14 protein-coding genes are annotated in these 19,225 nt (G+C 33.2%); 6 read left to right on the top strand and 8 right to left on the bottom strand.

Annotated features, from left to right (window positions below):
• Positions 1 to 25: 25 nt before the first annotated feature.
• Positions 26 to 1,771 (top strand): exodeoxyribonuclease V subunit alpha, encoded by a 1,746-nt coding sequence (gene recD / locus E0W69_RS12060; protein ID WP_131330310.1) that lies wholly within the window; start codon positions 26 to 28, stop codon positions 1,769 to 1,771.
• On the opposite strand, the gene E0W69_RS12055 is transcribed toward recD, so the two are convergent.
• Complete coding sequence (locus E0W69_RS12055; RefSeq protein ID WP_131330309.1) at positions 1,772 to 3,304, bottom strand: rhomboid family intramembrane serine protease; 1,533 nt, start codon at positions 3,302 to 3,304, stop codon at positions 1,772 to 1,774.
• A 33-nt stretch (positions 3,305 to 3,337) separates the two neighbouring features.
• Positions 3,338 to 4,570, bottom strand: coding sequence for a nucleoside recognition domain-containing protein (locus tag E0W69_RS12050; RefSeq protein WP_131330308.1), 1,233 nt, complete (start codon positions 4,568 to 4,570; stop codon positions 3,338 to 3,340).
• Positions 4,571 to 4,746: 176 nt separating this feature from the next.
• On the opposite strand from E0W69_RS12050, the gene fucP reads away from it, so the two are divergent.
• Positions 4,747 to 5,976, top strand: a complete 1,230-nt coding sequence (fucP, locus tag E0W69_RS12045; RefSeq protein ID WP_131330307.1) for an L-fucose:H+ symporter permease — start codon at positions 4,747 to 4,749, stop codon at positions 5,974 to 5,976.
• Between the two features lie 54 nt (positions 5,977 to 6,030).
• Positions 6,031 to 7,434, top strand: coding sequence for a carbohydrate porin (locus tag E0W69_RS12040; RefSeq protein ID WP_131330306.1), 1,404 nt, complete (start codon positions 6,031 to 6,033; stop codon positions 7,432 to 7,434).
• On the opposite strand, the gene E0W69_RS12035 is transcribed toward E0W69_RS12040, so the two are convergent.
• On the bottom strand, positions 7,435 to 7,680 hold the full coding sequence (locus E0W69_RS12035; RefSeq protein ID WP_150136678.1) for a hypothetical protein: 246 nt from the start codon (positions 7,678 to 7,680) through the stop codon (positions 7,435 to 7,437).
• 133 nt (positions 7,681 to 7,813) lie between these two features.
• Positions 7,814 to 8,719 (bottom strand): nucleotidyltransferase family protein, encoded by a 906-nt coding sequence (locus tag E0W69_RS12030; protein ID WP_131330304.1) that lies wholly within the window; start codon positions 8,717 to 8,719, stop codon positions 7,814 to 7,816.
• A gap of 68 nt (positions 8,720 to 8,787) precedes the next feature.
• On the opposite strand from E0W69_RS12030, the gene E0W69_RS12025 reads away from it, so the two are divergent.
• From E0W69_RS12025 to E0W69_RS12015, 3 genes are all read left to right on the top strand, one after another.
• Positions 8,788 to 9,678 carry a 1-aminocyclopropane-1-carboxylate deaminase/D-cysteine desulfhydrase gene (locus tag E0W69_RS12025; protein ID WP_131330303.1) on the top strand — a complete coding sequence of 297 codons (891 nt, stop codon included), beginning with the start codon at positions 8,788 to 8,790 and terminating at the stop codon, positions 9,676 to 9,678.
• 69 nt (positions 9,679 to 9,747) lie between these two features.
• On the top strand, positions 9,748 to 10,425 hold the full coding sequence (locus E0W69_RS12020; RefSeq protein ID WP_131330302.1) for a hypothetical protein: 678 nt from the start codon (positions 9,748 to 9,750) through the stop codon (positions 10,423 to 10,425).
• A gap of 125 nt (positions 10,426 to 10,550) precedes the next feature.
• Positions 10,551 to 11,846, top strand: a complete 1,296-nt coding sequence (locus E0W69_RS12015) for an NAD(P)/FAD-dependent oxidoreductase (protein ID WP_131330301.1) — start codon at positions 10,551 to 10,553, stop codon at positions 11,844 to 11,846.
• A gap of 57 nt (positions 11,847 to 11,903) precedes the next feature.
• Here the strand turns inward: E0W69_RS12015 and E0W69_RS12010 are convergent, their stop codons facing one another.
• The 4 genes from E0W69_RS12010 to E0W69_RS11995 all read right to left on the bottom strand — a co-directional run bounded on the left by E0W69_RS12010 (position 11,904) and on the right by E0W69_RS11995 (position 19,220).
• On the bottom strand, positions 11,904 to 13,163 hold the full coding sequence (locus tag E0W69_RS12010; protein WP_131330300.1) for a DUF2264 domain-containing protein: 1,260 nt from the start codon (positions 13,161 to 13,163) through the stop codon (positions 11,904 to 11,906).
• 11 nt (positions 13,164 to 13,174) lie between these two features.
• The gene (locus tag E0W69_RS12005) at positions 13,175 to 14,365 is read right to left on the bottom strand and encodes a glycoside hydrolase family 88 protein (protein WP_225321245.1); all 1,191 of its coding nucleotides are present in this window, start codon (positions 14,363 to 14,365) and stop codon (positions 13,175 to 13,177) included.
• Between the two features lie 70 nt (positions 14,366 to 14,435).
• A complete protein-coding gene (locus E0W69_RS12000; protein ID WP_131330299.1) occupies positions 14,436 to 16,550 on the bottom strand; it encodes a polysaccharide lyase family 8 super-sandwich domain-containing protein in 2,115 nt (704 codons plus the stop codon).
• Positions 16,551 to 16,634: 84 nt separating this feature from the next.
• The gene (locus E0W69_RS11995; RefSeq protein ID WP_131330298.1) at positions 16,635 to 19,220 is read right to left on the bottom strand and encodes a phosphoenolpyruvate carboxylase; all 2,586 of its coding nucleotides are present in this window, start codon (positions 19,218 to 19,220) and stop codon (positions 16,635 to 16,637) included.
• Positions 19,221 to 19,225 lie beyond the last annotated feature (5 nt).

Here is a 19,225-nt window from a genome sequence, read left to right as displayed (position 1 = left end):
TATTTTTATTTAGTATTATTGTATCATGGTAAAGTCAACTGATATACATCTTCAATTTGCAAGTTATTTCCCTGATGAAAGTATTTGGCCATTTATTTATAGCTTATCAAAAAAAATTGAAGAAGGTAACATTTGCTTAGATATAAAAGATATAAATCTAGATAATTTACCAGATGCTTTGAATACCAAAAAAATCAATTATGATGCTCTAGAATCATCTCCATTGATAGGGCGTAAAGATAACTTAAATTACCCTTTTATTCTAGATCATGAAAGGTTGTATTTGCAACGATACTATAAATATGAAACTATAATAGTTGAAAAAATTAAAGACATTATTAAGAAAGACGTAAATTTTATAAGTGACAAAGTTGAATTTTTAAAAAGTAATATTGAACATTTTTTGCGCTCTTTTCAAGTAAATACTGAGGAAAATAATTGGCAATTTGTTGCTTGTGTTTTGGCTTATATCCATCAATTTTTTATTTTGACTGGTGGTCCTGGTACCGGAAAAACAACTACGGTGGCCACAATGATACAATGGATGTTGATGGAGAATATCGAATTGCGAATAGGTCTAACTGCACCAACTGGAAAAGCCGCCGTACGGATGGCAGAAAGTTTGGCTAATGCGGCAACTAAAATGTCGGAATCTTTACAATTAAAAATAAGGGAACTAGAACCGCAGACTTTGCACCGATTGTTGGGTACACAACGTGATTCTATTTATTTTAAATATAATTCGGATAATTATTTACCCTACGATGTCTTGATTGTAGATGAATGTTCTATGGTTGATACTGCTCTTTTCGCTAAGTTTATTTCTGCTATAGGACCTGAAACTAAAGTTGTTTTATTAGGTGATAAGAATCAACTAGCTTCTGTTGAAGCTGGTAGTATATTTGGGGATTTGTGTAAAATAAGACCCGTGAATAACTATTATTCCAAAACTATAACTGATTTATTTTCTATTTATTTTAAACAAAATATACCTATTTCTCAAAATGAAAATTCTGTTTTGATAGATCATATAACTGAATTAGAGAAAAGCCATCGTTTTAATTCAGAAAAGGGAATTGGTAAGTTAAGTAAAGCTGTTATTGAGAATGATGTAATTTTATTAAATACATTTATGGAAATCCCTAAATTAGAAAATGAAGTGACGATAGATCTAATTTATTCCAAATCTATATTTGAATCTTTTATAGCAAGTTATAGTGAGTATATTAAGGAGCCGAGTATATTTGATGCTTTACATAAGTTAGAAAGCCTACGCGTATTATGTGCGGTAAGGGATGGTAAATATGGAACGATTGCGAAAAATATCGAAATTAGAGATTACTTAATTCGTGAGGGATTACTGTCAAGGAGTACTGATAATGAATTTTATGAAAATAGACCAATTATAGTTACGCAAAATAATTATGATCTGAAACTATATAACGGTGATATTGGAATTATTAGACATGGTAAGGCGTGGTTTCCAGATAATACGTTACCTGAAAAAATCCGGTCTGTAAACCCTGCATTAATAGCTTCTTTAGATACTGTTTTTGCTATGACTATACATAAAAGTCAAGGTTCCGAATTTGCAGAAGTCTTAATTGTTTTACCAATGAATGATCAACGTCAATTGTTGACTAGGGAATTGATATATACAGGTGTGACCCGTGCTAAAGAGAAGGTGATTGTGCAATCGGATCCTACTATTTTTCTTCAATCTTGTGCTTTAAGAGTTGATCGGGTGTCTGGTATGAAGGATCGTATATAATCAATAAGTTTGGCTGATATGTTGTTCCATCTTATCAATTAAGCGCAATTTTATCTGAATAGTACTATCTATTGCATCCAATTTATCGTCATATTCATCAGAGTCATCTTGTACGGACTGATATATTAAATCAAATTGTTTGATTCTGGTTTGAAAGTAGAATTTGAGTTGGTCATTATAGTTTTGAATGTAGACTGGTAACTTTGTTTCCTTTAATTCTTGGATTAATCTTAAGTCTTCATTCCAAAAGTAAATACCGATATCTTTCAGATTTTTTTTGTAATCTTCTTCTGTTAAGTCATCCGTCCATTCGTATGCATTCATCGCCATATTGGATGTTGTATTTAATTCACGCATTTTAAGTGAATATTGCATAAGTGCTTCAGTAGAGGAGAAGTTATCTACATTTTTATTTTTGATATATAAAAATGATATAACGCTTCCGAAAAATAGTATTGCTAATATACTATAAACGATATTCCATTTTTTAGAATTATAATTAAATTTAATAGTTGGGATGTATAAGTATCCGACTATGAAACCTGAAATTAATCCTCCTATATGTGCGGCATTATCGACAGTTGTATTATTGGAAAAAACACTCAGTAAATTATAAACTACAAATATAGAAATGGCTATTAAATAAGAACGACGAACATTTTTGTCAAAAACATCGGAAACTAATAATGCAAGGAATCCTCCGATCAATCCAAATATAGCTCCAGATGCACCTACGCTGATAGGTACGTGTCTAAATAAATGACTCGATAAACTAGCGCTAATACCTGAAATTAAATAAAGCATTAACGTTTTTGTTTTTCTAAGATAAGGCTCTAATAATAATCCTATATATATCAGTACCCACATATTGAAAAATAAATGCACGATCCCTGCATGTAAAAATAGTGAAGTTATCAATCTCCAATATTGACCGTTATTGACTTCTATTTTGGTGTTTGCTCCCCAATCATATAGCGTTTGAACATTGGAAAGTATTAAATCGGAACCTGTTATTGTTAGTAAGATAAATACGATAATATTTAAATCTGCTAATATTGGAATAACTGTATAACCTTTCGTTGGGACAAATAATGAAACAAAATCCTCGATAGAATTTCTAAAATTGCTTGGTGGTTGGAGAAAAATAGAATCTTCTTCTTCCAAATCTAGAATGATTTTTTTTGCAAATTGATTAATATTCTCTTGCGTTTTGGCGGTAATTATAGTTTGGAAATTTTTATAATGAGAAATGAATTTTTCTAAATTAGATTTATTTTTTCCAAGATCAAACAATTGTAATCCAGTACTCTTACTTTCTATAAAAACGTCGTCGTCTTCAACTGAAAATCGCATTTCTTCTCCAAAAGAACGCAGTGAAAATGTAGTATAAGCCACAAATCCATCTTTGTAAATATAACTACATTTCCATCCGAATGATTCACATAGTTTTACTCCAATAGCAACAAATTGATCTGCATCAAGCCCCGATAAATTAAGGCTGATGCCTTTTCTGGGAGGAACGCCTATTGCCATAAAAATATTTTTAGTTTTGGTAAGTTGGATTTTTTAATGGAACATAATATACGATATAATTATTGCGGCAATTACACCAATGATATCTGCTGCCATACCAGCCCAAACAGCATAACGTACTTTTTTAATACCAACACTTCCAAAATACAATGCAATAATGTAAAATGTCGTATCTGCGGAACCTTGAAATGTACAAGCTAATTTACCTAAGAAACTATCCGGTCCATAGGTTTTCATAATGTCTATCATTAATCCACGTGCTCCACTTCCACTAAATGGTTTCATAATTGCCACAGGTAAGGAAGGTACAAAATCACTATTCACTCCAGTTTGTTTGATTAACCAAGCAATTCCGTCTGTAATATATCCCAATGCTCCACAATCTCTAAAGACTCGTATCGATACTAACATACCCACCAAATAAGGCAGGATTTTTATGATAACTTCAAAACCCTGTTTGGCACCTTCAACAAATGCATCAAAAACGGATACTTTTTTATACGCGCCAGCTAATATAATTCCTACGATAATTGTTAGCAAAATAAAACTACCAGCAACTTTAGTAAAAATATCTCTTTGTTCATTTGATAGATGTGCTACGAAAAAAAGTATACTTGAGATCACAATTATAATACCTAATAACCAGCCTATTAATACCTTATCCCATTTCAATTTTTGTTTAATTCCAACCAAAATTATTGCTGCAACAGTTGTACATACCGTCCCCATCACACAAGCAAGAAACACACTTGCTGGATCTTTAGAACCTGCAGCCATCCTGTAAGATATAATCGATAAAGGAATAATCGTCAAACCACTCGTATGGAGGACTAAAAACATGATCTGCGAATTACTTGCAGTTTCTTTATCTGGATTCAAATCTTGCAAACTCTTCATTGCTTTAAGCCCAAAAGGTGTCGCTGCATTATCTAATCCCAACATGTTCGCACTGAAATTCATGACCATCTCGCCCATTGCTGGATGATTATCAGGTACTTGTGGAAATAAGCGCTTCATAAATGGATTGAGTAATCTTGCTAATTTGTTGATGGCTCCTGCTTTTTCTGCAATATTCATTAATCCTAAGAAAAAAATCATCGTACCTGCTAAAGGCAGGCCGACATCCATCACAGAAACTGTTGCAGAATCAAATATGCCGTCTGTAAGTGTCCGAAAAATCTCTGTATCTCCTAAAACTAGAAATTTAATAATAGCAATTACAAAAGCAATTATGAAAAATAAAATCCAAACAATATTTAATGCCATGTCTGTTAAGAAAATTAAAATATAAACTAAGTGCTAAAGCTAAACTATATTTTGATTGGTTCATTTTTGGAATTAAAATTTTCAAAAAAAGAGAAGGAAAAGATGATTTATTAGATTTTTTCCGTTTTATTTGCAATTACTAATATTTGTTAGTTTGTTTAAACGTTTAAATAAAAATGGACAAGATTAAATTTACGGAAAAGAGATTTTTGTTGACTTTGTGTTTTGTGGTTTCCTTGTTTTTAATATGGGGTGTGGCATTGTCGATGAGCGACGTTTTGAATAAACATTTTCAGAATGTATTGAAATTGAGCAAGTCTCAATCAGGGTTGATTCAGATGTCGGTATTTGGAGCTTATTTAATCATGAGTATCCCAGCTGGAATGTTCATGAAAAAATTTGGATATAAGAAAGGGATCATCTTGGGCTTGTTTTTATTTGCTTTAGGGACTTTATGTTTTATTCCGGCTGCAAATGTTGAATCGTTTAACTTCTTCCGATTTGCCTTGTTTTTGTTAGGTTGCGGTATGGCCACATTGGAAACTGTTGCGCATCCATTCATGGCGGCTTTGGGCGATCAACGATCCAGTGATCGTCGATTGAACATGGCACAGTCGTTTAATGCCGTAGGTACTATTATTGGACCATCATTGGGTGCATATTTTTTATTGAGAAGTGACAAACCTGGTGTAATTACGACGAATTTGGATTCTGTAAAAGAATTATATTTTGGAATTTTTATTGTTATTATTATATTCTTGGTGCTTTTTTTCTTTATCAAAGTACCTGAATTAAAAGATCCTCATGCCTCAAACAGCGATGATCCTTCAGAGAATATTGATACGTTAAAAAACAAACCATTATTTAAACATCGTCACTTTAGTTGGGCGGTATTTACCCAATTTTTCAATATAGCTTCTCAAGGTGGTACTTGGGCTTTTTTCATCAATTATGGACATGAAATCATGCATTATTCTGATGAAAAAGCAGCAACCTATATGAGCTTGTTTATGGCTTGTATGGCTATTGGTCGTTTTGCTGGGACTTTTTTAATGAAATATATTGCTCCGAATAAATTGCTAGCTCTTTTTGCTGTATTGAATATTATTATGTGTTTGATCGTTGCACAAGGTTGGGGTATGGTGTCTTATGTGTGTTTGTTTATGATTAATTTCTTCTTTAGTATTATGTACCCTACGATTTTTAGTTTGGGGATAAAAGATATGGGAGAAAAAACACAACAAGCATCTTCCTTTATTTCCATGGGCGTTGCTGGTGGTGCATTTTTCCCAATATTAATGGGTTTGGTGGCCAATCATAATGTGGCGCACGCTTATTACCTACCAATTATCTGCTATTTCATCGTGTTTCTTTATGGTATCAAATTCTATAATCCTAAAAGGTAAAAGAACATACTCAGATTTTATTTAACCAAATAATTCATCGCTATTAGAAAATTTATGAAAGCAGCTGTTACTGTATTGCTTATAGTAACGCTGTTTTCTGGTAGGGCTTTGTTTGCTCAAATTATCATTGCAAATAAGAATTTCACGTTTGGAACAACTGGTAGATTAGGTGCTGGTTATTCCCCAGGAATCGTGGGCCATACTGGAAGGCAGCTAAACTTATTGGGACAAGGATCGCTCGGAAGTAGGTTAGAACAAGGCGATTATATTGACCTTTTGCCAGCATTTAATTTTATGCCCGTACATGCTAATAAGGATAGTACAGCTATTCAATTTCAAGCAAGATTGGCATTTTATTCTACCAATGGAACTTTTTTGGGAAATGTTAATTCGGGTAGTGTAAATGGAGGATTGACGGTTGCCTTACCTGAGGCATTTGTAGAAGCTCGTAATATTATGGGTAGCAAATGGAGTGCTTGGGCAGGAGCGAGGTATATGCGCTATGACGATATACATATAGCAGATTATTTTTATTTCGATGATCATAGTGCAGAAGGATTTGGAGTAAAATATAATAAGACCTCTTTTACGATGATATTTCCATCGGCCATTGATACGTCCAAAAATTACGCAACGCCATATTCTTACGTCAATATTATTTCTGGTGGAGGTGGCATTGCTTATCGACAGAGAGTTGTCATGATCGGGGAACAAAGCTTTAATATTGCCGATCGGCATACTTTAAAACTATTAGGCGAATATCATCAATTAGAAGAGGCGGCAAAAAATGTTACACCACAATATAAGGCAGACAAGGGGTTTGTTATAGGCGCGAAATTGTCCTCTATCGTAAAAACAAAAATGCCTGGTTCTTTCAATCAATTTGCAGTGAGATATGGTACAGGTATTGCCAATGGCGGTGACAATGGTAATACGCAGACGTATAATACCTACGGTGCGCCAGATTTTGTAACTAAAACTTATAATGGAGCTTATTCATTAGCAATTGTAGAGCATGCGTTGTTTAATTTTAATAGGCATTTTACGACGAATCCTTATATCGTTTTTACAAAAAGTAAGGGTGGCGGAGATTCATTAAATAAATCTACCGATTTGTATGGTAGGAGTATTTTTAATAGAAAGATGGACTTTGTTATCGGTACGAGAAATATTTTTTATGTAACTGATTGGTTTCATTTACTAGGAGAAATACATTATGCAATACGCAAAGATGGACAAAATCCAGATGCAACAATGTGGAAATTTATATTGGCTCCAACTATTGTTCCTACTGCAGAACGCAGTCCTTGGGCGAGACCACACATTCGTCTAATATGTTCTTTCGCAAAATATAACAAGTTTGCATCCAACAATTTGTATTCTGCTTATTTACAGCAAAGTGGGGTAAAATCTTGGGGTATTTATTTCGGTGTAAGATCTGAATGGTGGATATTTTAATTATTTTGTTGTATCCACAGATAAATTGACATTTTGACCTCCAATATCCAAATTGTGATTAAATTCCTGATTTTTTTCGTTTTGTATGGTTGTGTCGGACTGGATATTATAACTGTTTTGGATGGGGGGAGTTACCATGGCATCTGTAATTTTTTTATTTTGATACCTTTTATACAGCACCCCGGCTGCAATGGCAACTACAAATATTATTAGCACGTTTAAAACGTTTGAACTTCTTTTTTCCATAGCATAAATTACTAAAAATTACAGAACATAAACAAATATTATCGCAAATATTAGGAAGATGTTGACACTTGAACTAAAAGAAAAATCCCTTTCGTCAAAGACGAAAGGGATTTTTAATTATTTGAATAAATACTTATTTCCAAAGATTGTCTGGATAAGTACCATTGGCAATTAGGGTGTCTATATTCGCTTTTACGATCGGAGCATCTTCTTTATATGTTACGCCAAACCATTTGGAAGTTGTTGGGATGACTTCAATATTACCCATTTTAGATTTGATGTAATAATCCGCAACCTGCGGCATAAAAAATTCTGCTGAAATATCTTGCAAACGATTATCCAAAAAGGATTGAAATTGTTGGTAACAAAGCTCAATAAAATTGGCATCAAAGCAAAAAAAGTTCATACTCACTTTCGTATCTTCAGATAGTGGAATGACGGCGCCGTTCAATTCATATACAATCTGACCATCCTCTTGTTTGTATATTTTGACTCTTTCCGTGATACTTTTGATGTGATTGGCATCATCTGTTTCTATTTCGCCTCTGCTAACATAGCCATTTTCACTCAAAGTATTCACTAAATTGTATGCGATAGAAGCATATTGCGTTTCAGATACTTTATTCGTCAAAAAATTATAACCTTTGATAAAGGAATCTCTACCGTAAAAATCATCTGCATTTATTACAGCAAATGGACCATCAATCTGACCACGGCAACAAAGAATGGCATGCCCAGTTCCAAAGGGTTTTACCCTATCTGCTGGCAGGACACGACCTTCCAAAAAAGCATCCATTTCTTGAAAAACAAAACCTATTTCAATTTTATCCTTTAATTTGTCGGCGAAAACTTCTTTAAATTCTTTTTCAAACGAGTGACGAATTATAAATATGACTTTTTTAAATCCAGCTTGAATCGCATCATATATCGCATAATCCATAATTGTTTCACCAGAAGGCCCGAAAGTTTGTATTTGTTTCAGACTTCCGTATCGGCTCGCCATACCGGCTGCCAATATAACCAATGTGGGTTGTTGCATAAATTAACTCCGTTTTAAACGCTGCGAAACTAAATTATAATGCTTAGGTCACCAATAAAATTTTTGGAATGGATGAATTATTGAAATATTTACAATGGGGAAAGGTTGATATACAATCTATTGTAATAGATGGATATGAAATAGATGTGTTGCGCTTAGATAAATTGGATCCGTTGATTAGTGGAAATAAATGGTTCAAATTGAAATATTTTTTATCCGAATATTTTTTATCTAATAAGAATGTATTCGCAACTTTTGGAGGAGCATATAGTAACCATATTGCTGCAACTGCGCGTGCGGGTAAGGAGTTGGGTATCACAACTGTGGGATGTATCCGAGGAGAAAAACCGAAAAAATACAGTCCTACACTATTGCAAGCGGAGAAAGATGGTATGCAGTTTCAGTTTGTCTCTAGAGAAAATTACCAAAATAAAGAAGAAATTGTCGACGCTTTTCCAGAATATTATTGGGTTCCAGAGGGGGGATTTGGTTCGATTGGCGCTAAAGGAGCGCAAGATATTTGGCAATTTTTACCTCAAAACGAAAGTTATACAGATATTTTTTTGGCTATGGGAACAGGTACGACCGTTGCAGGTATCGTTAATGGTAGTCCAAGTTTGGGAAAAGTACATGCTGTTAATGTTTTGAAAAATAATTACTCAATCAATGATGAGTTAGCATCCATGCTTCATCAAAATAAATCACAAAACTTAGTCATTGAAAATGAATTTCATTTTGGCGGTTATGCCAAGAAAACGCCTGAGTTATTGGCTTTTATCAATAAAATATATGAAGACTTTCAATTGCCATTGGATTTTGTCTATACAGGTAAAGCATTTTATGCACTTTTTACCTATTGTCTAAAGAAACAATTTAGTAATGGATCTAAGATTCTATTTATTCATACGGGCGGTTTACAAGGCAACAATTCTTTATCAAAAGATGTTTTAAAATTTTAAACACCTATTACTGCGCAAAAACGCCTTGTAAGTGCTTATATTTGTCTATCCAGAAGTTTGAATGATTATATGAATAAGTTTTTAGTTACAGTTTTTCTTTCCTTAATATATATTGGCGTTTTCGGACAACAAAAACCACTTCCAGAATTTTATGTGACACAAGGTCCACACAATTCTAATCTGATTAGTTGGGTCAATAATTTTGGGGATGATTGTATTCAGTTAAATATACAACGATCCTCTGATAGCATAAATGGTTTTCGTACGGTATTTTCTACGCCAGCCCCAGAGCTGCCTTCTAATGGATTTACAGATAAGACAGCGCCTCCAGGGAGAGTATTTTACCGCATTTTTTATATGCTAAATGGCGGTTCTTATTATTTTACGGTATCAAAACAACCAGCGCTAGCGCAAAAAATAATCGCCAATACAGTAGATACGGCAAAAGGGTTTACCACACCGACACTTACGAATAGCAATAAAAATAATAATTATGTGAAGCCATTGTCGGTTGCAATCAATAACTTTGGAAACATATTGATTACTTTACCTTCTGATGATATCTACCGATATTCCATGGAAATTTGGAGCAACGACGACAACGCTCCGATATTCACTATTAAACATTTTACGGATAAAGTAGTCGTATTAGATAAAAGTAGTTTTTTAAAATTTGGCAGATATAAATATTTGCTTTTGGATGGAGACAAAAAAATAGAAGAGAATTATTTTAATTTAAGTAAATAGTAATTTCTTTTAACATTGTTTAGAATATTAGTAACTTGCGCCAAAATTTTTAGGTAAGGTATGCCTAAGAATTAATTATTCTAAGGCTTGCTTTTATGAATATTGACAAATGAAAATTTAAAAATATGAGCAATCAAACAGGGAAAAAAGTTGTAATCATTGGAGCCGGTTTTGCTGGAGTGCAATTAACCAAAAGGCTGATTAACACTAATTTTGATATTACATTAATTGATTCACACAATTATCATCAGTTTCAACCTTTATTTTATCAAGTTGCTTCTGGTCGTTTAGAACCAACTACAATCTCTACTCCAGTAAGAAAACTTTTCCCTGATAAGCAAAATTTCCATTTCCGTTTAGGCAAAGTAAAAAATATTGATACCGCGGCCAAAGTGGTATCTTTAGGAGAATTGGAAATCCCTTACGACTATTTAGTCGTAGCAACTGGTTGTTCTAATAATTATTTTGGCAACGAGAATGTCGCTAAGAATTCTTACACCATGAAAAGTACAACGCAAGCAATTGCATTGAGAAATAAAATCTTGTTGAACTTAGAAGAGGTGTATAGTGTAAAGCCAGAGAATAAAGAAGCGTATCAAAATATTGTTATAGTTGGTGGTGGTCCTACAGGTGTTGAGACAGCGGGAGCCTTGGCTGAATTGAAAAACAATGTTTTGCCCAAAGATTATCCTGATTATGATTTCTCCAATATCAAAATTTCATTGATTGAAGGTACGCCATTCACATTAGCACCAATGAGCGAAACTGCACGTAAATTTTCTAGAAAATATTTGGAAGATTTGGGTGTCGAAGTTTTGACTGAAAAATTGGTAACAGATTATGATGGTCATACCGTATCTTTTAAAGATGGTAGTACGATTATCACAAATACATTGATATGGGCAGCGGGTGTGATTGGTAATGTTCCTGCCGGTATTCCAAAAGAAGTAATTGGTCGTGGTGCTAGAATCACCGTGGATGAATATCATGCGGTAACTGGTTTGGATGGTGTATATGCAATTGGAGATATTTCTTCAATGATTACAGATGCGAATCCAAGAGGTTATGCCCAATTAGCAAACGTCGCAAATAAACAAGGTGATAATTTGGCTGAAGTATTAAAAGCAATTGCAGATGGTAGAACGCCTAAGAAATTTGTATACAAAAGTCCAGGTACAATGGCTACTGTAGGTAAATGGAAAGCTGTTGTAGATATGCCAAGTTTTAGTTTCAAAGGTCCTTTTGCTTGGGTCACTTGGATGTTGGTACATATTATGTTGATTTATAAAATGAGAAACAGACGAGTTATTTTCTTGAACTGGATGACTAGTCTATTTACAAATAATTCTTACTTGAGAACTATATTTTTACCAACTAAGAAAAGTATTAATTTTACAGATAAATATCCTGAAGAAGAATAAGCATATTTATATTTATTAAAAAATAGCCTCTGTGATGAATTTCATAGAGGCTATTTTTTAATATGGTACTGCATAATCATTTGCAAACGGTTTACCCTGCCAAGCTTTTAGTTGCGTCCATTCGGTAAAAGGATCATTCCAAAATGGATCCTTGGGGGATAATCCTAAAGGTAGAAATACTAAGCTTGCGATGTACATACTTCCTGTATTAGAATAATAATCTGCTAATTCTCTTTGTTCATCTCCAACCAAACCTAGCCTTAACCAACCCTTATGAAATGTAGAATCTATAAAAATGTTTTTCATTACTTTGGTTAATGCGGATCGCACTTGGGCCGGACTTATTTCTTTTGGTAAATTTTTTTCCAATGCTAATTGAACCAAAGGCTGAAAAGCACCAGTTCGATAGGTTGAAGACCGTCCAATAACCAAATAGTAACCTTCTGGAGATATATAGCGCTCTAAAAAATGAGCATACCGTTGCATTCTTTTATAAGAGATTTCATATTCTTCTTTAGTACGTCTTCCTTTTTCTACATTTATCTTAAGGCAATCAATTAACATACTATGCATATCATAACCATTATAATGGTCAAATGCAAATTTTGGTCCATCACTGTACCATCCATCTCCTACATACCAATTGATAACACTATCAATACCATCATCCATTCTTTTAAAATCACAGTCGGGACCATATTTCAATAAAAATGATTCTATAATAGAACTAAATAAAACCCAGTTATTATTAAATGGTCTCTGTAATCTGAATTTAGTTAATTCTTGAATAATTCTATTCTTAGTTATATTATCTAAAGGTTCCCACAATTTTTTGGGGCAACGTATTAAGGCATGTGCAAAATAGGCGGCATCCACAAGTGGTTGCGCTACTTGATTACTATGCCAAAGTAAATAATCTGGACTTTGTGGGTTTACTGCGTTTTTAATACTTTGTAATGCCCAATTATATATTTTAACCCTTTCTTTATCTTCAACTTCTGATACTTCTGGTGCATTAAACCACACTGCTATGCCTGCTAATAGCCGCCCAAATGCTTCTAAATAAGCAACTTGCTTATCTCTTCCATCCCAAGAAGGACTATAATCAACTACCATGTTTTTTCGCAGCGTATTGTTGGCAAGATTTTCTAATACTGGAGTAGATATTTTGATTAGAAGATTAACCCAATATATTCGATCATTTTCATGTGATTGATGGTTATTGATTTGATTTTTGTAATTATTTTCTGGTAAGACCTTATTAAATACGCTTAGCCCAGTTAAGGAAGATAAATGAATAAAAGATCGACGTTTCATGACTAAATTTTTTATAAATACCAATTTTTATATCTAATCAACGCTTCCAAAAAGTAATAATCTGCATAAATTAAAGGTACATCTACTTCGGAGTTGAATGGTAATGCACCTGTACTATGCATCAAAAGGAATCCACCATTGCTACCTAATTTAGATCTGTAACCAGGCGAGGATAAAGATTGCAGCATAATTTCTGCATTCGTAACGTAGTTGCTTTTTTCTTTTCCTGAAGTATATTGTCCTAATTCTAATAATGCCGAAGCTATCAATGCTCCTGCTGATGCATCTCTTGGAACATTGGGTATTTTTGGATCGCTAAAATCCCAATAAGGAATTTTATCAATTGGAAGCTTGGGATTGTTAAGGATGTAATGAGCAATATGTCTGGCTTGCTCTAGAAATTTTTTATTTTTGGTAAACCGATACATCATCGTGAAGCCATATAATCCCCAACCTTGACCTCTTGCCCATGAGGAACTATCTGCATATCCCTGCCAGGTTTTTTTTTGTAGGACGGTTCCATTGCTTGTATCATAGTCCACAACATGAAAAGAACTGTAGTTGCTCCTAAAATGATTTTTCATGGTAGTGTTGGCATGTTGTAATGCTATCTCTGCAAATTTTCTATCGCCGCCGTGTTGACTTACCCATTCCAACAATTCCAAATTCATCATATTGTCAATAATAACTGGGCAGTTAAAATTCTTACTTTTATTCCATGACTGAATGGCTGGAATATGTGGACGAAATCTAGAAGACAAAGATGTAGCGGATTGAAAGAGTATTTTCTTATAACTAGCGTCCTTTAAAATTGAAATGGCATTCCCGAAGCTACAAAACATCATAAAGCCGAGATCGTGATTACCAGTATAATTTTCGTTGGGTTGTATAACTTTTAATGTACGGCGGATTTCAGGTAATAAAGATTCATCTTTTGTTTGTTGATAAATATATAATAGATTTCCTGGATAGAAGCCTGTGCACCACCAAGTTCTTTCATAACCAGTAACTTTGTTTGTTGTATAATTAAAACTTTGTGGCATTTCGTCTAAGGGTAGACCTGCATTAATTAGATAATGATATTGGCTATCTGCAAATGCAAAATTATCCGCTATTAATTTTCTCATTTCTTTTTTCTGACCGAAGGTATTAATCGTAATAAAAATGGAAAATGTTAAAATAAATTGGCTGAAAAACTTCATGATTGGCAATTTTAAGAAAGATAGTAAAAAGAATTTGTTTAGATATGGAGTAGCATTCGTTAAGGCATATTTATTTTGTATTCAATATCATAGAAATTGTAGCTCCTTTTCTATTTTGATTGTATAAATTGATTTGTTTATTTACTTTGACGTTATCAATGGTTCCTTTAATAGTTATATCGCTTAATGATTGACTAGGATCTGATATGGATATTTTATATTTATTTATGCCTATTGGACGTATCATCAAAAGACATGCTTTATCACTTGTTATTTTTATATTTTTAAACTTTAATATTTTATTATTTTGAAGAAATGTCGCTTGTATAATTCCATCAAAACATACCGCTTGAATATTGGAATCATTGCAAATGATATTTTCTTGATGCTTAGATAAGAATTTTTCTAGTTCTGTTTTTGAATGAATGTTTGGAATGATTGTATACTGATAGGTGGCATTTGCGGGGTTTTTATGATGATTTAACCATAAGGAAAAAACGCTTTGCGATACTATAGAGTCTTTTTGAGAGTCTGAAATTGTCTTCCAATTTCCAAATTTCTGATTTGTTTGCAAAACATAGTTTTCATTTGTTGGTATTTGATAGGCTATATTATTGTGTAAAATATAGTTATTGATACCTTGATGTATTTTTTTTACATTTCCAACCCAATTGCATTGATTAATTGTCGTATGAATCTCCTGATCCGAATTAGATTGAATCTCTGCACCTAAACAAATAATTGCGCCATCAAAAATGAACCAACTTTTTATAGCATTGGTTTTAAATATGGGATAATCCATGGAATAAGTAGAAATGCCAATCAAACTATCTGAAAGTCCACCTGCAAATTTGGATGTGCCTGGATAACTCCCAACTCCAATTGGAAGGTCTGGCAAACTATCATAGTGCGGTGCTGTAGTTCCAGGAATATGACACCAATCCCAAGTCGGAAAAATATTAAAATATTCATCTCCTTTAACTAAAATATTATATGCTCCATCTGATAAAAAATAACCTTTTTTATCTTCATTATTAATATTCTCTGTACGGACTGTTCTATTAGAAACAAATCTGACATCAAAGAAATAATTTGAAGTGTTATAAAAACTATAATCAGAAAAATAGAAATGCCTATGAGTTGGTTTTATATTTGATGATGGTAGATTTGTCCCATTCCAACGAGATATAGCATATGCATAAGTTTTATCATTTATAGTATCAAGTTGCTTCATTTTGTATAAAATATCTAAACTCTTAGACCTGTCCAATTCGTTTTTATTCGCCATCTGTCGGCCCAGAACAGAATAAGAATAATATTTGCCCCTTATTACATTGTTATATGTATCTAAACAAAATGTTGAAAGTAAATATAGTTGAAAAGGGGAGATGGCATATTGAGTATTTTTTAAGTATAAGGATATATTAGAAAGATTATCTAAAAAGCCATAACCATAGTTGCCAATGTATAGTTGCTTGCCATGTTCTTGGAAAGAAAAATCTGGTTGCAAACCTCCGCCGGGCTCATTAAACTTAAATGTTAATAATGCTTGCTCAACTGCAAAATCTAAATTATTTTTTTGTTGTTGAAGACAAGCGCGATAAATCCAATGTGCTGAAATATTAATCCTATTAGAACTGCCTGAACTGTATTGGCCATTTGGGATTCCACCAATTCTTTCCATTCGGTCTAATAATTTATTTGATAGTGAAATCGGAAAATGATTTTGATCCGTTTTTAGTAGAATTAGAATCACGCCAACTTGTTTTGGACAGAAAATTTGTTGGTTGTACCAGTTGGTGCTGATAGGATTTTTATCATACCAAAATTGTAGTCCATGTATTATAGTTTGTAAAACTTTTTGATTTTGATAATATTTACTTTTTTTATTTGCAAATCCTATTGCTATTGTATGTAACCTTCGCAAATGTTGTCCTGGAGACCAAGCTGTTTGTGTAGTAGAGTTATAGTTAATGTCATTCCAAAAACTATTTTCAGAAATGCTAGTTAAATTTTTCGCAATATCTCTATCTAATTTTTCTATATTAGGTTCTTCAATGAACTCAACATTTCTAATATTGTTCATAATAGAATCATAGACATTCCATTGTTGCGAATATCCTTTTCCAAATATTGTGAATATCAAAAGGAAGATTAGAAAAATGAATTTATTTGTATAAGTCATATTTCAACTGAAAATTTAGATTACAAACAAAAAGCGAAATGAAGATAATTCATTTCGCTTTTAAATTTTGGTTCAATATTGTAATTACGCAGAGTTTCTGCCAGCATTAATCAATCCAAAGGAACAGCGCATTACTATTTTTTCATAAATTTCTTGATCTTCAGAAGATGAAATTCCTTGACTTTCTAATTCCCTAACTTTTGAAATTGCATATTGTTGAATAGTAGCAATGGGTAAGACGATTCTATCTCTTAATTGAATAGATACTTGTTCTGTTGGGTAGCCATGCATTAATTCGGCATGTCCGCTGATCATCAAGATCATTTTTTTACTCAATTCATATTCTTCGTATGCAAGTGCCCATATTTGCCCATATTTTGGATCTTTTGACAAATACTCAGTTAATGGGAAAAAGCATTTTTTCATAGCCATTTCACTATTGTCAATAAGCGTACGGAAGAATAAAGATTCTTGATATAATTTTTTCAAATCATCTAATTTGCCCTTGTCTACCATTTTTTTGATAGCGGTACCTACACCATAATATCCGGGAATATTTTGTTTAATCTGACTCCAAGAACCAACAAAAGGAATGGCTCTTAAAGAATCTAAATTGATTTTTGCATCACTATTTCTTTTCGATGGGCGGCTTCCGATATTTGCTTTTCCATAGAATCTAAGAGGCGTTGCATATGCCAAATATTCTAAAAACTCAGGTCTTTCTTTTAGGTCCACATAGGCATCATAACTTATTGCGGATAATTCACTTAATAAAACTTCTTGATCTTCCGTTAATGTTTCTTCTTTCTTATGTAAAACATCATTGAATATGCCAGCCGTAATTAATTGCTCAATATTGTATTGTGCGGAATTAATCGTCCCGAAATTAGAACTAACTGTTTGTCCCTGGATAGTCAGTTGGATTTCTTTATTTTCAATATTTCCACCCATGGAGGCATAGAATTTTTGTGTTTTACCACCACCTCTAGCAGGAGGACCGCCGCGACCATCAAAGAACACGACATCAATATCATATTTTCTAGATACTTTAGTCATTTCTTCTTTGGCTTTATAAATACTCCAATTCGCCATAAGATATCCTCCATCCTTCGTTCCATCAGAGAATCCCATCATAATGGATTGAATATTATTTCTTTCCTTTAAATGTGCTCTATATATAGGATTTAAATATAGTCTTTCTATGATTTCTCCTGCATTACTCAAATCTTCAATTGACTCAAACAACGGCATTATATCAACCGAAAGCCCATTACGCTGCCAACCTCCAATTTTGAATAATGTCAAAACTTCGATGACATGATGCGCATCTGTACTATGACTGATGATATAACGATTGCAACCTTCCTCTCCACTTTCGTTTTGAATAGTTTCTATTGTTTTGATAACACTCAACGTATCTTTTTCGATCTCATCAGTGAATATATCAGCAGAGATTGTTTGGTCTATTTTTAAAAGTGCATCTACTTTTTCTTTATCGTTAAGATCTGTGTAATTACTAGGAAGTAAATCCGTTTTTTCTGCCACAGTTTTGAATAAATTACCATGTAGCGTGCTATCTTGGCGTATATCCAATGTGGCAAAGAATACTCCAAAGATTTGAACTTTACAAATTAAATTGTCTAATAAGTAAGAAAAAAGACCATTGTGCAATTCTATTAATTTCTTTTTAGCAGTTCTTAATTCTGTCAAAAGAAATTCTTTAGAAATAACTACAGATTTATCATCTCCATATAAATGGTTGTAAAATATAGTTTCTAGATTTTGGATAATTTCCTCCACGCCTCTAAACGTCAATCGTCTTCTAATAGCGCGAATATCTTTATAGTAACATCTCATTACGCCAGCACGTAATTCTCTTGCTACTTTTAATGTAGTATTCGTACGTACAAAAGGATTACCATCTCTGTCGCCCCCTGGCCAGAAGCCCATTCGGATAATTGGATTTTCTTCGCTTACGCTTGTTCCAAATTTATCTTTCATAGTATCCAAAATCAAACCCGCTGCTGGATAAAATATATTTTCCAAATACCAGACTAAGCTTTTCGCTTCATCAAATGGGGTTGGTTTTTGTTTTTTCAAGAAAGGCGTCTTTGCTAATTGTTGCAAATACATATTTACTTTAGCTGCGTCATCAGATTTTAAAGCAATTGCTAAATCATTGATAATGCCCAAAACTTCCCCAGGATAAAACTGTGTTGGGTGTGCCGTAAGCACAATTCTAACTTGGAAATCTTCTAGTTTCTTTTGTAGTGCCACATCTTGACTATTTTGGTCAATTTGAGTTTTCAAATCTGCAATACTTCCCGATCCATTCAAATCATGCAAAATCGGAAATGCTGCTTCTTCCAATGAATCAAAAAGCACGACTTGTCGCTCTGTGAACTGAATAAATCGAAATAAAATATCTTTTTTTTCTTGTTCACTGTAGTTGGGCGTGTATGTCGCCATAAATGAATCAACTATTTCAATAGGACTTTTTCTTTTGGTATAACCTTCCTCACAATGCAAAAGAAACAACGTAAGTAAGATTCCTGTTTTTTCAATTTTATGAAAAGGTAGGGCGGTAAAAAGACTATTGTAGAGCTGGAATCTCACTCCGACATTATCATTGTATACGTCCAGCGCATTGCCTTTATTCAATAATTGCATGATAG

This window comes from Rhizosphaericola mali (assembly GCF_004337365.2).
Classification (GTDB): Bacteria; Bacteroidota; Bacteroidia; order Chitinophagales; family Chitinophagaceae; genus Rhizosphaericola; species Rhizosphaericola mali.
Note: the sequence above shows the minus strand (reverse complement) of the source record. Positions and strands in the feature narration are given on the sequence as shown.

Coding starts and splice junctions, on each gene's coding strand:
- E0W69_RS12025 (WP_131330303.1), top strand. CDS start 8,788: ATGGATGAATTATTGAAATATTTACAATGGGGAAAGGTTGATATACAA.
- E0W69_RS12050 (WP_131330308.1), bottom strand. CDS start 4,570: ATGGCATTAAATATTGTTTGGATTTTATTTTTCATAATTGCTTTTGTA.
- E0W69_RS12000 (WP_131330299.1), bottom strand. CDS start 16,550: ATGACTTATACAAATAAATTCATTTTTCTAATCTTCCTTTTGATATTC.
- E0W69_RS12055 (WP_131330309.1), bottom strand. CDS start 3,304: ATGGCAATAGGCGTTCCTCCCAGAAAAGGCATCAGCCTTAATTTATCG.
- E0W69_RS12035 (WP_150136678.1), bottom strand. CDS start 7,680: ATGGAAAAAAGAAGTTCAAACGTTTTAAACGTGCTAATAATATTTGTA.
- recD (WP_131330310.1), top strand. CDS start 26: ATGGTAAAGTCAACTGATATACATCTTCAATTTGCAAGTTATTTCCCT.
- E0W69_RS12030 (WP_131330304.1), bottom strand. CDS start 8,719: ATGCAACAACCCACATTGGTTATATTGGCAGCCGGTATGGCGAGCCGA.
- fucP (WP_131330307.1), top strand. CDS start 4,747: ATGGACAAGATTAAATTTACGGAAAAGAGATTTTTGTTGACTTTGTGT.
- E0W69_RS11995 (WP_131330298.1), bottom strand. CDS start 19,220: ATGCAATTATTGAATAAAGGCAATGCGCTGGACGTATACAATGATAAT.
- E0W69_RS12015 (WP_131330301.1), top strand. CDS start 10,551: ATGAGCAATCAAACAGGGAAAAAAGTTGTAATCATTGGAGCCGGTTTT.
- E0W69_RS12010 (WP_131330300.1), bottom strand. CDS start 13,163: ATGAAACGTCGATCTTTTATTCATTTATCTTCCTTAACTGGGCTAAGC.
- E0W69_RS12040 (WP_131330306.1), top strand. CDS start 6,031: ATGAAAGCAGCTGTTACTGTATTGCTTATAGTAACGCTGTTTTCTGGT.
- E0W69_RS12020 (WP_131330302.1), top strand. CDS start 9,748: ATGAATAAGTTTTTAGTTACAGTTTTTCTTTCCTTAATATATATTGGC.
- E0W69_RS12005 (WP_225321245.1), bottom strand. CDS start 14,365: ATGAAGTTTTTCAGCCAATTTATTTTAACATTTTCCATTTTTATTACG.